Raw genomic sequence first — 14,337 nt, 5'->3', positions numbered from 1 at the left:
GCGCAACAGCGCCAGTGATTTGCGCAAACAGTAAAACGGATGCTGAATTAATCAGCATCCGTGGCATTTTAGAACGATTTTAACCCGGCGATCAGCCGATCCAACCCATCATCGAGTTTGCTGCGCGGGCAACCGGCGTTGAGACGCAGGTAACCGCGACTCGCCGTACCGTAAGTCGAACCAGGCATGATTGCTACTTTGTGTTGCTGTATCAGGCGCTGTTGCAGCGCCTGTTCATCAACGCCCAGCGGATTAAGATCGATCCACGCCAGGTAAGTGGCAGCGGGCGGCTGCCAGTTGAGCTGCGGAAACTCAGCATTCAGGCGCAGGGCGATATGTTGCATATTGCCACGCAGGTAAGCGCGCAGCGCATCCAGCCACGGTGCGCCATCACGATAGGCGGCGATGGTTGCCGCGATCGCCATCACCGCCGGCGAGGAGAGGCCGTCTTGTTGCTTCAACGCGCGAAACCATGCCTGACGATCGTGCTCGTTGGGAATGATGCCCCACGCGCCGGTCAGCGCCGGAATATTGAAGCTCTTGGAAGCCGAGGTAAACAGCGCCCAGTCGGAAGTTGCCACCTGGCTCCATGGCGTATGCGGCATATCACTCAGCACCATATCCATATGGATTTCATCGCTGATAACCTTGACGCCGTGCCGTTCGCACAGCGTCGCCATCTGCTGCAACTCCTGCAATTGCCACACTTTTCCTGTTGGGTTATGTGGACTGCAAAGCAGCATCACTTTGCAGCGCGGGCGTGCCAGCAGCGTTTCCAGCTGTGCCATGTCACAAACCCATTGGTTACCGTGACGCTGCAGCGGCAGTTCCAGCACGTGACGCTGATTGCCGTTGATGGTGTTGTAAAACGCATCGTAGGCGGGCGTGTGGATCAGCACTTCATCGTCGGTCTGCGTCCAGTGGCGCAGCAGCTGCGCCACCATATAAATCACTGACGGACCATAAACGAATGATTCTGCCGGGACTTCAGTATGAAAACGGCTGCGCATCCAGTGCTGAAGTGCGGAGAGAAAATCAGCGTGCTGCCAGCGGCTGTACCCGAACACGCCATGCTCGAGTCGCTGCTGGAGCGCCGCAACAATGCACGGGGCGGTGGCGAAATCCATATCGGAGATAGTGAAGGGCAGTAAGTCCGCCACGCCGAAGCGGTCGGCGACGAAATCCCACTGCGTACACCAGCTGCCGTGGCGATCGACCACGTGATTAAAATCGAAATCCTGCATCATTACACCGTTGCGCTCATCAGGTGCGCCATCTCGTCTTTCACCGACTGCACCTGCGGCCCCATCACCACTTGCAGGTTAGTTTGATTAACGTGCACCACGCCAATCGCGCCGTTAGCTTTCAACGCTGCGTCATCCACTTTGCTCATATCGACGACGGTCAAACGCAGGCGCGTCAGGCAGTTATCCAGCGAGGCGATGTTCTCCACGCCGCCCAACGCTGACAGAATCGCCGGCGTATTAAAGCCAGATTTACCTACGCTCGCACGGCTAACCTGCTGCGCAACGCTGTTAGTTTCAACTTCGCGGCCCGGCGTTTTGATGTTGAAGTGACTGATCGCAAAACGGAAGATGGCGTAATAACCCACAAACCACACCGCAGCAATCACTGGCACCCAATACCATTTAGTCGAGAGACCATGCAGCACACCAAAGACGAAGAAGTCGATCACGTTACCGTCGGTATTACCGATGGTGACGCCGAGTATCGCCATGACGGTAAAGCCTAAGCCAGTCAGCAGCGCGTGGATGAGATACAGCACTGGCGCGACAAACAGGAACAGGAATTCGAGGGGTTCCGTGGTGCCGCCCACTACGCAAGCCACCACGCCGGAAATCAGCAGGCCTTTAATCTTGTGGCGATTTTCAGGGCGTGCGCAGTGATACATCGCCAAGGCTGCGCCCGGCAAGCCACCGAGGAAGGCCGGCATTTTACCCTGCGACAGGAAGCGTGTGGCGCTCTCGGCAAAGCCGTGCGTGTCCGCACAAGCAAGCTGCGCCTGGAAAATGGTTAATGCGCCGCTGACGCTTTTACCGCACACATCCAGCGTGCCGCCAGCATCGGTAAAGCGGATGATCGCCACCAGAATATGTTGTAAGCCAAACGGCAGTAGCAGACGTTCACCGGTACCGAAGATCATCGGGCCAAATTCACCAGCGCTGTTGATCACCCAGCCAAGGCCGGTAATGGCGCGCGCAAAGAATGGCCAAATTAGCGGCACCACTAAGCCCAGCACGCCCATGGCCATCGCCGTGACGATCGGGACAAAGCGCGTCCCGCCAAAGAACGCCAGCGCATCCGGCAGGCGAATATTATGGAAACGTTCGTGCAGCCAGAACACCACGATGCCAACAATCACCGCACCGAGAATACCGGTATCAATTGATTGGATGCCAAGGATGTTTTGGACGTTATTGGCTTTCAGCACGGCCGCATCGGTGGTGGGCAGAATGCCATTGATGTTGAGCCAGAAATTGATGCTCAGGTTCAGCACCGCATATCCGACAAAGCCGGCAAAAGCCGCGACGCCTTTGTTCTCACGAGCCATGCCCAGAGGAATCGCGATAGCAAACATCACTGGCAGGTAGCTGAAGGCAAAAGAACCGATCTTCGCCAGCCAGATAAACAGGTACTGCAGCAGCGGCTGATCGAGCAGTGGGATCAGCGTGAGTACGTCGTGGCTGCTGAGTGAACTGCCAATCCCTAACAGAATGCCGCAAAACGACAGCAGGGCGACGGGCAACATAAAGGTTTTACCCAGACTTTGGAAAAACTCCCAAAGCGACATTTTAGGACGGCTAGCGGGCATATTCTCTCCTGGCAATAAAAAGGAAGGTGTTCAATGTGGTCAAGGATGATAAAACGTTTTATCACTTATTTTTGTGGCTATAATCACAAAGAGTGACTAATTGCAGACTTTATTTTTGATGAAATCAGTGTAACGTTTTAGCCCTTTGTATCTGGACGTTGGTAACGGAACGCTATGTCCCAGCAGAAAACCACAATTCATGACGTGGCATTGGTCGCCGGGGTTTCGGTCTCAACCGTGTCATTGGTGCTCTCCGGAAAAGGGCGCATCTCACCCGCCACAGCCACACGCGTCAACCAGGCGATTGAACAGCTCGGCTACGTCCGCAATCGCTCGGCATCCATTTTGCGCGGTGGTGAAAGCGGCGTGATCGGCTTAATTGTGCGCGATCTCAGCCAACCGTTTTATGCGGCGATGACCGCTGGACTCAGCGAAGTGCTAGAGCAACAGGGCAAAGTGCTGGTGCTAACGCAAAGCGGTCAGCATGGGCAGCACCTTAAACGGTGCTTTGATACGCTGGTGGCGCAGGGTGCGGAGGGTATTGTGCTCGGCGGTGCGGTAGCACAGGCGGAAACGCTGGTACCGTTAGCGCAGGAGCAGAGCATTGCTTTAGTCTGCGCCGCGCGCGCCAGCAGTTTGGACAATGTCGATTCGTTACGTCCCGACAACAGCCAGGCCGCGCGCATGGCCACCGAATATCTGATTCGACAGGGACATCAACGCATCGCCTGGATGGGCGGATTAGGTTCGTCATTGACGCGCGCTGAACGGATTGGAGGCTATTGTGCCACCTTGCTGCAGTACGGCTTACCTTTTCGATCTGACTGGATTATTGAGTGCGACGATCGTCAGCAAAGCGTCTCGGCGTTGACGCTTGAGTTACTGCGGCAACATCCGGGCATCACGGCGATTCTGGCGCACAACGGCAGCACCGCGCTCGGCTGCTATTTTGGTGCACTGCGCTGTGGGCGAACGTTTGGCGAAGGGGCGGTAGACAGTTATTACACGCAGCAGCTGGCATTGGTTGGATTCAACGACGATCCGCAGCGCGAGCTGCACGATCCCACCATGACCTTTGTCAGCAGCGAAGCGCGGGACGTGGGAAGGCGAGCGGCCGAACGAATGATGCAGCGACTGGCACAGCCGGAAGCGGAAATACAAAGTTTGATCGTGCCGCCCCAGCTGGTGCGCGGGGAAGCGTAAGGGCGGCCGGTCGACCGCCCACGAATGATTACTCCGGCATACCTTCGCTGGTTGGCGCACCCAGCATATAGCGTGACAGGAACTGCTCAAGCGTCATCTTATCGCCATTCATCGTCACCTGACCGTTGCCGTACTGCAGGCTGGTAACGATGTTGTCATCCTGCTGCTGCGTCAGGCGGAACATCTGGCCCATCGCCGCTAAACCTTTCACCTGCTGGTCCGCCAATTTCTGCGCATCGTCGCCCTGATAGCCTTCCGCCAAACCAACGTGACGCATGGTTTCGGTCGCCATTGGCATATTAACCGTCAGCTTGCCGTCGAGGGTTTTCAGCACGCGATCCACTGCGGCCCCCAAACTTTGCGCTTCGCCGGTCACGGTAGCCGGATCGTTAAAGCCCAGGTTCAGAGTGAAGCTGCTTTCGCCCTTGTCATTTTTCCAGCTCAGCGGCGCAATGCTTAAGGTTGGCGAGCCTTTTAACAGCGTGGGCAGGTTGTTACGCAGGATGGTTTGCACGCTGGCCTGATAGCGAATCGGATCTTCCGCTACGCCCGGCTGGCTCAGCAGATCCTGCATCTGGGCATTGTAGGTGTCGGAGAAGGCTTTCACGGCCTGCGCATCGAATTGCGCGAACGTCATCGCCAGTTTGGCTTCACCAAACGGCTGCTTCTGCAGGGTGATTTTGTCAACGTTGACGTCCAGCTTGCCGCCAATCTTGCCGTCTTTATTATCGAAGGAAGAGGTGGTTTTCAGGTTCTCCAGCGAGAGACCTTCCTGACCGTTGATGCTGGCATTCAGTTTATCGAGGGAAACCGATTGATCGCCCACGCGCACGCCTTCCGGGCTGAGATGGGTATCACCGCTCAGTTTCAGGCCATTGAGCGTGAACAGCACCGGCATGTCGACCTGATTTTTACTGGTTACCGCAATGCTGGAGAAATCGCCGTCAAGGCTGACTTTATCGCCTTTGCTGTCGGCGCTGATGTTGAGCGTGCCGCCGTTGGTCGCCAGGCGATCGCCGGTTTGCGCATTATTGTAATCCACGGCTAACAGGTTGAGATCGGTGTCGGTGGCTCCGCTGTAGCCCACGCGGGTATCCGCGTTAACCAGTGATTTACCGTTGGTCAGTTCAAATAACTTCTTCACCGCATCGGTGTTTTCCAGCTCGGTGTGCACTGACGCCATGCTTGGGATCAGGCTGCCGCGCTTCAGCTGTGCGAACGGGAAAGGGCCGTGATCGATAGTCTCGTTTAGCACGATGCTTTGACCTGGCTTCAACAGCGGATTGTCATTGGTTTGTGAACTGGCCTGCACCACCAGTTTAGTTTTGCTGCTGAACACGCCGCGCTGATAATCCTGATAGCTCAGCGTTAAGCGGCTGTTAGGCGCATAGGCATTCAGCTGCGCGTTGGCATTCTGCAACATTTCATCCATGTGGCTTTCAAGCTGTTTACCGGTAAACCATGAAGCGCCAGTCCAAATCACGCCGAGCGCCACAATCACACCTACGGCAACCTGGGTCTTTTTCATCGCTGTGTCGTCCTTATCCTTGCGTCCGCACGCCGCTGGTCGGTGCGCGACGGGTGAAGAAAAACGCCCGCAGGCGTTTTAAATTAATAGTTTGAAAGAATAGCAGTTAATGCTGGAAGCGTCAGCCGGATCAGTTCAGCGTATTAAACACGCGCGCCAGACGTCCGGTGCCCGCGGCGCTCACCGGCGACTCTTCAGCGGTGATAAAGCAGGATTCGCCGGGTTTTAGCACCAGCTGTTGACCGGACTTCTCAATCACCGCCTGGCCTTCAATGCAGAACAGCACCGCCGCGCTGTTTTGCGCCAGCGAGTGGGGTGTGGCAGAAAGTGCATGAATGGCAAAGGCAAAATCGTCAACCGGGATCGGGAAGTTCAGCGTGTCGCCGTCACGCTGGGGTTGGGTCAGCAGCGTGGCGGCCGGTTTTGCCTGGAATTTAAGATTGGCCAGCAGCTCCGGGATATCGATGAACTTCGGCGTTAAACCGGCACGTAATACGTTATCAGAGTTCGCCATCACTTCCAGCGCCACGCCTTTCAGATAGGCGTGCGGCGTTTCAGCGAACAGGAACATCGCTTCGCCTGGTTGCAGCGTGATGACATTGAGCAACAGCGGGGAAAACAGCCCGCTATCGTCCGGATAATCGACGGCAATCGCTTTAATGGTTTGCCATGGTTCGCCTCCACGGGCATTCAGCGCGGATTTCAATACGCCAATGGCGCGCGATTTCGCCTCATCCTGCAAGGACAACAGCGTGGCGAACAGTTTGGCCAGATTGGCTTCGTTGGCATTTTCCAGGAAGTGCGCGATTTGCGGATGCGCGCCGGCTACCGGTTCAAGCAGTGAGACAATCTCATGCAGCTCGCGGAAGCCGTTCATCGCCTGGAAGGAGGTCAGCGCATACACCAGCTCCGGCTTATGATTGGCATCTTTATAGTTGCGTTCGGCGGCGCTAAGTGGAATACCTGCCGCATTTTCACGCGCAAAACCTTCTTCAGCGGCGGCTTTGCTGGGATGGACCTGAATTGACAGCGGCTGATCGGCGCACAGCACTTTAAACAGGAAGGGCAGCTCGCCAAACCGTTCAGCGACCGCTTTGCCCAGCGTCGCTGGCTTATCGGCATCAATCACCTCACGCAGCGAACGCGCTTCACCGTTGATCTCCACGGTTGAAGGACTTTTCGGGTGCGCGCCCATCCACAGTTCTGCCATCGGCAATCCCTGCGGATTCTCAATGCCGTAAAGTTCAGTCAGCGCAGTTTTGCTGCCCCAGGCGTAATTTTGCAGCGAATTGTTCAATTTTTGCATCGTTTACCCTTAATAACCGTAAGTAAATAGGCTTATTAAAGCAGAAAGTGCCATAGAAAATACACGAACATGTGCAATAAACGCGATAGGCTCGCATAATGTTAAATTCTTGTATGTGACAATCTTGCTCGTTCTGCAGCGCCGCGGGAAGGCGTTGGGAGCGGAAACCTCAAAATCTGAGCTAAGGAGACGTAGTCATGGCAGCCAATCGCATTGAAAAAGACTCAATGGGACCGATCGAAGTACCGGCAGATAAGTTGTGGGGCGCACAAACGCAGCGATCGCTGGAGCATTTCAAAATCTCAACCGAGAAGATGCCGGTGGCACTGGTGCATGCGCTGGCGCTGACCAAGCGTGCGGCAGCTCAGGTCAATCAGGATCTCGGCCTGCTGCCTGCCGATCGTGCAGAAGCGATTTTGAAAGCCGCTGACGAAGTACTGGCTGATAAGCACAGTGATGAGTTTCCGCTGGCGATCTGGCAGACCGGCTCCGGCACCCAGACCAACATGAACATGAATGAGGTGTTGGCTAACCGCGCCAGTGAAATTCTGGGCGGCGAGCGCGGCATGTCCCGTTTGGTGCATCCGAATGATGACGTGAATAAAAGCCAAAGCTCGAATGATGTGTTCCCCACCGCCATGCACGTGGCCGCGGTCATCGCCGTGCGGGAGCAGCTGATTCCGCAGATTCATGTACTGAAAAAGACGCTGAGTGAGAAATCCGAGGCATTTAAAGACATCGTTAAGATTGGTCGTACCCACCTGCAGGATGCAACGCCGTTGACGCTGGGCCAGGAGATCTCCGGCTGGGTCGCAATGCTGGAGCACAATCTCAAGCACATCGAAAACAGTATCCCACACGTGGCGGAGCTGGCACTCGGCGGCACCGCCGTCGGTACCGGCCTGAATACGCATCCGGAATACGCGGTGCGCGTAGCAAAAGCGCTGGCCGAACTGACCAAACAGCCGTTTGTTACCGCGCCGAACAAGTTCGAAGCGCTGGCAACCTGTGATGCGCTGGTGCACGCGCATGGCGCACTGAAAGGTCTGGCAGCCTCGCTGATGAAGATTGCCAACGATGTCCGCTGGCTGGCATCCGGCCCGCGCTGCGGTATCGGCGAACTCGCTATCCCGGAAAACGAACCGGGCAGCTCTATTATGCCGGGCAAAGTAAACCCAACGCAGTGCGAAGCGCTGACGATGCTGTGCTGTCAGGTGATGGGCAACGACGTTGCGGTAAACATTGGCGGCGCATCCGGCAACTTTGAGTTGAATGTCTTCCGCCCGATGGTGATCCACAACTTCCTGCAATCAGTACGCCTGCTGGCCGACGGCATGGACAGCTTTAACCACCACTGCGCGGTGGGTATTGAGCCGGTGCGTGAACGCATCGATCAGCTGCTAAACGAATCGCTGATGCTGGTTACCGCGCTGAATACGCATATCGGCTACGATAAAGCGGCGGAAATCGCGAAGAAAGCCCACAAAGAAGGTCTGACGCTGAAAGGCTCAGCGCTGAAATTGGGATATCTGACCGAAGAGCAGTTTGACGAGTGGGTGCGTCCGGAAGAGATGGTTGACAGCATGAAGCAGTAATCTGCCGCTAACCGTAATGAAGGCCGTTCATCTGAACGGCCTTTTTTATGCTACAGCTGCCCGCTGTACAATACCGGTCCGGTTGGCTGACCGGTAGGCGATCCGCCCTGCGGCTCCAGGCTGATGGCAATGATGCCCGTGCCCGTAAGTTCGCGATCGTTTAGCGCAATGGCGGTGGCAGTATTGCTGTTGAGTAAGCCCAGCGAAATCGGCGTTTTGCCGGCCGGAATCAGCCACAGTTCAAGGCTATTGCTGGAGGCGACCGCGATCGGATGCAGCGGCGTCAAACTCAATTGCTTAAGTTTGTTATCAGCACTTACCACCCATTGTTCACGATGCTGTGTGTCGCTCAACACGGTTAATGGCGAGAGCGTTGCGGGCTGCAAAACAAGCTGAACGATCAATGCAATCGCCGCAATACTGGCGGCCACCATCCAACCAGCGTAGGAGCGTTTAGCCTGCACCACAGGTTTCTCAGGCAAGCTGAGCGTAATCTTTTTCCACACTTTTTCTGGCGGAGTGATGGGCGCGAGCTGACTATCGAGCCCTGCCAGCAAGGTCTGCCAGCGCGCCACGCTAGCCGCGAGTTCCGGCTCAGTGTGCAGCCTTCTCGCGAAGCGCAAACGCGCAAGGCCGCTTAATGTTCCCAGCGCATATTCTGCGGCTAACGCATCATCACGTTGTTGTCTATCGTTCATAGGCCCACACACTCCCGCAGATGCTCCAGCGCGCGGCGGATCCAGCTTTTTACCGAGCCAACCGGCTGCTGCAGCCAGGCGGCAATATCACTGTGTGACATCCCCTGATAATAGGCGAGCGTGATGCTTTGCTGCTGTTCGCTGCTCAGGTGGCTAATGCAGTGTCGCAGGCGATCGGCTTGCGCCGGATCGTGCCAGTTATTGCGATCCTGTTCTTCGGCGATCTGTAGCTCATCATTAAATACCTCGGTGGCCAGTGCCGCGCGCGCTTGCCCACTTCGCAAACCGTCAATACAACGATTACGTACAATGTGCGTCATCCACGTCATTGGGGCGCTAAGGGCACTATCATAAGATGCTGCGCGGTTCCAAATGGTGAGATAACAGTCATGCAGCACCTCTTCAGCCCAACCTTGCTGGCGCAACATCCGTAAGGCGAGGGCGTAAAGGTGCGGTGAAGTGAGTCGATAAAGCTGCTCAAAAGCGCGGCGATCGCCCTTTGCGATCGCCGGAAATAATGTCTCTAGCCGTTCAGTCAGCTTTGCGTCCATATTTATCCCGGTTGGCTATAACGCCCAATCCGAGTATAGGCAATTACTTAGGCATCAATACGGTATCAATCACATCGATTACGCCATTTTTCTGATTGACGTCATAAGTGCTGATATTTGCCACATTGCCCTGACCATCTTTCAGCTGAATGTTGTGCGGGCCATTGTTCATGATCCACAGCGGCTGACCGTTTACGGTTTTCAGCTCAGCATGTCCGCCACCTTGCTTAATTTTCTTCTCCAGCGCTTGCATGTCGTATTTACCGGCCACCACATGATAAGTGAGGATCGCGGTCAGTTTGGCTTTGTTTTCCGGTTTGACCAAATTATCAACGGTGCCGGCAGGCAGTTTAGCGAAAGCCGCATTGGTTGGCGCAAAGACGGTAAACGGCCCTTTGCCTTCGAGGGTTTCTACCAGGCCAGCAGCTTTGACTGCCGCCACCAGGGTGGTGTGATCTTTGGAATTAAGCGCATTTTCGACGATGTTTTTTTGCGGGTACATCGCGGCTCCGCCTACCATCACCGAGCCATTGTCCATGGCGGCAAATGCGCCCGCGGTGAATAGTAAGGTGCCGGATACGACTGCAATGCTCATTAGCTTTTTCATCATAAATCCTCTTAGAAGGGAGCGAAGAAGTTGCTCACATCTGGATATACGAGAGAAGGTGGCGAATTGGATGCACGCATTTTTATCTTTTTTTAAGCCAACCTGTCGCTCCATATATGCAGGCGCGGAATGATCAGGTGTAGCGGCTGAGCCAACGGTTTGTGGCGATACGCGACATTTTCAGCATCATAGTTCAGCAGTTCCCCCAAAATGGGCACCTGGGTTTTATCGCGACACAGCACCAGCAGAGGAGAGGGGCAGGCAAGCTGGACCTGCTTTTTAACGCTGGCGCGCCATACGCGAGCAATCGGCTGTACTTTTACCGGGCGTTTGATTTTCAGTTTGGCACCAACCGGTAACGCGAGAAGCGCCTCCAGTTCTTGCTGAACTTTCTCCGCCCATTGTTCCCGCGTCCACGGTGCCTGGGCACGATTGGCCCTCAGGCTGCGTTCCAGCTGTTCTACCACCGCATCCCGCGTGACATTTTTGATAATGTTTTTATTCGCCCAGCCGAAACGCAGGCTATCCGGTGAATTGAGTAGCGTCACGCTGCGGTAAGCGTTGAGAGTAATCAGGCCGCGCAGATGCTGGTGGACGAACTCAAAACGCGCCTCGCTTGGTAAGCCGGACTCTACGGTAATTAACTGTTCCAGCCGCAGTTTGAGGGCATTGATTTCTGCCACCTGTTGGGTGATGCGATCGTGGATATCACCGTCGGCCTGAATACAGATCGCACCCGGCAAACGCACGGCGGCTTTCGTACTGAGTTTTTCCGATTGATGCTGCATAAACAGGCGGCAGTAGTGGGTCAGCGCCATGTCGCGCGCGGTTTTACCTAAATGTTGCGTCACCGCAATGCGTTCAATTTCATCATTTTCGCGGCCTTTTTCAATTTCCGGCAGGCTAAACACGCGGGCGATCAGCAACGGTTGCTGTTCAACTTGCTGGCGTAAAGCATTTAAACCCCGTTCCAATGCGTTCACACATTCATGTAAATCGCTCACCAAATCATAGCGCGCCATAAAAACCTCATTATAGTTACAACATACTATTAAGCATACTCGCTCTGGTGCCGATCTGCCATAAGGGCGCACAATTTTGCTGCACAGGAAAGGTCGGGATTTTTCCGCCAGGATTAGCGTGTTATAACAATGCTTTGCCTGCTAACGGAAAACTGTCGTGACCTCTCAGCCAAAGCCCCCTGTTCCCGCCATCATTACGCTGGGATTAGTTCAAATTCTTTCCTGGGGCGGTTCTTTCTATTTAATGGCGGTAATGGCCAATCCTATCGTGGCGGAGACCGGCTGGTCGCAACAATGGGTTTATGGTGCGTTATCACTCGGCATGTTGGTTTCCGGTTTGCTGGCACCCTTAAGTGGTCGTCTGATTTCCCGTTCCTATGGACGTCTATTGCTCGCCGGGAGTGGGGCGGTGATGGCGCTGGGGCTGATCATTATGGGCCTAAGCCATAACCTGTTGCTGTTCCTTTTTGCCTGGCTGGTCATCGGTATCGGTATGGCGATGGGCCTTTATGATGCGCTGTTTGCCACACTTGGAACGCTGTATGGCGGCCAGGCGCGCGGTGCTATCACGGGCATCACGCTGATTTCCGGTTTCTGCACCACCCTTGTGTGGCCAGGCATTGCACTGCTAATTCACTGGCTGGATTGGCGCGGCGCCTGTTTTACCCTTGCGGGAATGTTGTGCCTGCTGGTGTTGCCTGCGTATTTTTATGCGCTGCCCGCGCCAGAACCTAAAATTTCTGCGGCAAAACCCAAAACCTCAGCTGATGGCACCGAATTATCTTCAACGCTGTTCTGGCTACTGTGCAGCATATTCACCCTCGCTTCAGTGATCATGACAGCCATCTCCGTGCAGCTGATCGCGTTACTGCAAGCCAGCGGACACACGCTGACGTCGGCTTTAGCCATCAGCGCCATTCTGGGGCCGTGTCAGGTTGGCTCGCGTATTGTCGATATCGCGTTTAAGCGTGGTCATCCCATCTGGACCACTTTTTTCTCGGTAGGATTAGTGGCGCTCGGCTTATTGCTACTAGCGTGTTATCCGCAGTTTGCCGTGCTGAGTATGGTGTTATACGGCGCCGGCAACGGTTTACGTGCCATCGTGCGTGGAACCTTGCCGCTGGTAATGGTGAAACCCGAGGCTTACGCGATAGTGGTAGGGCGGATGGCCCGCCCGGCGTTGATCGGCCAGGCTTTAACCCCGCTGGTGGGTGGCTACGTCTTCCAGCATCTTGGTGCCAATGCCACGCTGTGGTCACTGTGCCTGCTGGCGCTGTGTAACGTGTTGTTGGTGGTGCTATTAAAGCAAAAACTCCCGCGCGCCAGCCTGGCAGTGCAGGAGAAAATATAAATCAAAATTTCGATCTGGCCGCGGCCAATGCTGTCGCACGGCGGCTCAGACGGAACGGGGTCAGCAGAGCCCCCCAAACCACCAGATTGCCGATAGTTGTTAAGACCAGCTTTGCGATACCGGTGACGGTAAAAAAAGACAATCCGGTGATATTTTCGCCATATGCCATAAAACAAAGGCCAATAATCATCATTACAATGAAAAATGTTGCGCAGGAATAGAGCGTCCAGCAATTGCTCGCCGTCGCGAATTTCCACATGAGAAAGGCATTCACCAGCTCAACCAGCAGTGCGGCGTTGAACAGAGCGCTGCCATGTGGCAGATGGCGTAAATATGTCATCTGCACGATCCCCAGCAAAATGAGCAGCGCAAGGACAACAACCGCAGCGGCTTTGGCAACAGATATTTTTGCTGTCATAGCGCATTCCTTTCTGACGCATCCTCTTCTTCCTGAATTTGAATAGAGACGATGTTCCAATAGCGATATTTCCAGCGCTGCCCTTCGACTATCACTGAAATAACCTGATTTTTGTCGTCCCACTCCAGTCCATCAATCAGATGAGTGAAACCTTCATGCGCAATGAGTCGTTGTCCACGCTGCAGGTGTTCGGCCTTAATGCTTTTTTCAATGGTTCTAAATTTACGCTTCATATCAGGAGTGATGGCCTCACCAATGACCGACGTTCTGGCTACCTGATTGTGCAGCGCCGCCGCCAATGTGGTTTGCCCCACCCATGCCGTGTGCGCTGTTAGTGTTCGCTGCGTTGCTTTCACCATTGCCCTGGCCACTATTGTGCGTATGTCCATGGTCGTGGCTTTGTTGTCCACCTTTAAATGACGGGCTGTTGATGATGGCATCAACATGTGGAACAGAGACCTGTACTGCGGGAGAGAGAGTCGAAGCCGCAACAGTGGTTATTTTTCCATCATTCGTTTGCACGTTAACCGGTGTGTTCGCTGGCAGGCTGCCCGCACTGACGTTGATAGAACCCGCTGCTAAAGGTGTGCCAGTAGGATCGTTTTTTACATAAGAGGACTGAACGCCGTTTTTAGCATCGATGTATGATTTGCCAAAATTGCTCATTGTTTGGCTGGTTTCATTTTTAGCGTTCACATAATTCTGACCAAATGATTCAGCGGACGGCCCTGATAACGTATTACTTATTTTCGTATCAGCGAACGCATTGAACGAAGTGGCAACAGCGATAGCGATAACAGCGAATTTCAATGAAGTTTTCATTCTGTATTTCCATAATTTTTATGCTGAAAGAACGGTGTATTTAACGTTCGCCTAGCGGGGAAATTTATTTTTCACCAGAACTTAATTTTCGCTGAAAAATGTCGCTAACGGCCTTCGTCTGACAGCATTAAATCGATTGGCGATTTGCGCGATATTGATCGTGATCAACATCACAAATCGCACTTTTGGTCAAATAGTATAGGTACTTAATTTACAAAGAAAAATAATTGGATTGTTTCTTCTATAGAAACACATTGTCTTGAATGAAGTTTGGCAGAGGAGTTGAGAACGGATAACGCTGGATAGGATGAACTGATAGTGCGGTAAGTGAGATCAAGTTTGCATTTTATGCCTTTATCATCATCTGATAATTGAGGCGGAATAAGCGTCTGATATTGATTTA

14 protein-coding genes are annotated in these 14,337 nt (G+C 54.1%); 3 read left to right on the top strand and 11 right to left on the bottom strand.

Going from position 1 to position 14,337, the window contains the following annotated elements; translation table 11 throughout:
* Positions 1 to 68: 68 nt before the first annotated feature.
* On the bottom strand, positions 69 to 1,247 hold the full coding sequence (locus CRO19_RS00180; protein ID WP_097094052.1) for a MalY/PatB family protein: 1,179 nt from the start codon (positions 1,245 to 1,247) through the stop codon (positions 69 to 71).
* A complete protein-coding gene (gene malX, locus CRO19_RS00175; RefSeq protein ID WP_097094051.1) occupies positions 1,247 to 2,833 on the bottom strand; it encodes a maltose/glucose-specific PTS transporter subunit IIBC in 1,587 nt (528 codons plus the stop codon). The genes CRO19_RS00180 and malX overlap by 1 nt, the downstream gene beginning before the upstream one ends.
* 174 nt (positions 2,834 to 3,007) lie before the next feature.
* Between malX and malI the strand changes: the two genes are divergently transcribed.
* Complete coding sequence (gene malI, locus CRO19_RS00170) at positions 3,008 to 4,036, top strand: Mal regulon transcriptional regulator MalI (RefSeq protein ID WP_097094050.1); 1,029 nt, start codon at positions 3,008 to 3,010, stop codon at positions 4,034 to 4,036.
* A gap of 28 nt (positions 4,037 to 4,064) precedes the next feature.
* Here the strand turns inward: malI and CRO19_RS00165 are convergent, their stop codons facing one another.
* Positions 4,065 to 5,564 (bottom strand): YdgA family protein, encoded by a 1,500-nt coding sequence (locus CRO19_RS00165; protein ID WP_097094049.1) that lies wholly within the window; start codon positions 5,562 to 5,564, stop codon positions 4,065 to 4,067.
* A gap of 130 nt (positions 5,565 to 5,694) precedes the next feature.
* The gene (gene manA, locus CRO19_RS00160) at positions 5,695 to 6,870 is read right to left on the bottom strand and encodes a mannose-6-phosphate isomerase (RefSeq protein ID WP_097094048.1); all 1,176 of its coding nucleotides are present in this window, start codon (positions 6,868 to 6,870) and stop codon (positions 5,695 to 5,697) included.
* A gap of 197 nt (positions 6,871 to 7,067) precedes the next feature.
* Between manA and fumC the strand changes: the two genes are divergently transcribed.
* Positions 7,068 to 8,465 carry a class II fumarate hydratase gene (gene fumC / locus CRO19_RS00155; RefSeq protein ID WP_097094047.1) on the top strand — a complete coding sequence of 466 codons (1,398 nt, stop codon included), beginning with the start codon at positions 7,068 to 7,070 and terminating at the stop codon, positions 8,463 to 8,465.
* Positions 8,466 to 8,515: 50 nt separating this feature from the next.
* On the opposite strand, the gene CRO19_RS00150 is transcribed toward fumC, so the two are convergent.
* From CRO19_RS00150 to tus, 4 genes are all read right to left on the bottom strand, one after another.
* Complete coding sequence (locus CRO19_RS00150; protein WP_097094046.1) at positions 8,516 to 9,163, bottom strand: anti-sigma factor; 648 nt, start codon at positions 9,161 to 9,163, stop codon at positions 8,516 to 8,518.
* Positions 9,160 to 9,714 (bottom strand): sigma-70 family RNA polymerase sigma factor, encoded by a 555-nt coding sequence (locus CRO19_RS00145; protein ID WP_097094045.1) that lies wholly within the window; start codon positions 9,712 to 9,714, stop codon positions 9,160 to 9,162. Before CRO19_RS00145 ends, CRO19_RS00150 begins: the two co-directional genes overlap by 4 nt.
* A gap of 43 nt (positions 9,715 to 9,757) precedes the next feature.
* Complete coding sequence (locus CRO19_RS00140; RefSeq protein ID WP_097094044.1) at positions 9,758 to 10,321, bottom strand: fasciclin domain-containing protein; 564 nt, start codon at positions 10,319 to 10,321, stop codon at positions 9,758 to 9,760.
* Positions 10,322 to 10,413: 92 nt separating this feature from the next.
* Positions 10,414 to 11,343 (bottom strand): DNA replication terminus site-binding protein, encoded by a 930-nt coding sequence (gene tus, locus CRO19_RS00135; RefSeq protein ID WP_097094043.1) that lies wholly within the window; start codon positions 11,341 to 11,343, stop codon positions 10,414 to 10,416.
* A gap of 157 nt (positions 11,344 to 11,500) precedes the next feature.
* On the opposite strand from tus, the gene CRO19_RS00130 reads away from it, so the two are divergent.
* Positions 11,501 to 12,694 carry an MFS transporter gene (locus CRO19_RS00130; RefSeq protein WP_097094042.1) on the top strand — a complete coding sequence of 398 codons (1,194 nt, stop codon included), beginning with the start codon at positions 11,501 to 11,503 and terminating at the stop codon, positions 12,692 to 12,694.
* Position 12,695: 1 nt separating this feature from the next.
* Here the strand turns inward: CRO19_RS00130 and CRO19_RS00125 are convergent, their stop codons facing one another.
* Genes CRO19_RS00125 through CRO19_RS00115 form a run of 3 tightly spaced genes read right to left on the bottom strand, consistent with a single transcriptional unit; the run spans position 12,696 to position 13,934 of the window.
* Positions 12,696 to 13,112, bottom strand: a complete 417-nt coding sequence (locus tag CRO19_RS00125) for a hypothetical protein (RefSeq protein WP_097094041.1) — start codon at positions 13,110 to 13,112, stop codon at positions 12,696 to 12,698.
* Positions 13,109 to 13,345, bottom strand: a complete 237-nt coding sequence (locus tag CRO19_RS00120; protein WP_097094040.1) for a hypothetical protein — start codon at positions 13,343 to 13,345, stop codon at positions 13,109 to 13,111. The genes CRO19_RS00125 and CRO19_RS00120 overlap by 4 nt, the downstream gene beginning before the upstream one ends.
* 16 nt (positions 13,346 to 13,361) lie before the next feature.
* Positions 13,362 to 13,934, bottom strand: coding sequence for a hypothetical protein (locus tag CRO19_RS00115; RefSeq protein ID WP_097094039.1), 573 nt, complete (start codon positions 13,932 to 13,934; stop codon positions 13,362 to 13,364).
* Positions 13,935 to 14,337 lie beyond the last annotated feature (403 nt).

This window comes from Candidatus Pantoea floridensis, from assembly GCF_900215435.1.
GTDB classification, from domain to species: Bacteria; Pseudomonadota; Gammaproteobacteria; order Enterobacterales; family Enterobacteriaceae; genus Pantoea; species Pantoea floridensis.
The sequence above is the reverse complement of the archived record's forward strand: the minus strand, read 5'-3'. Positions and strand labels throughout refer to the sequence as shown.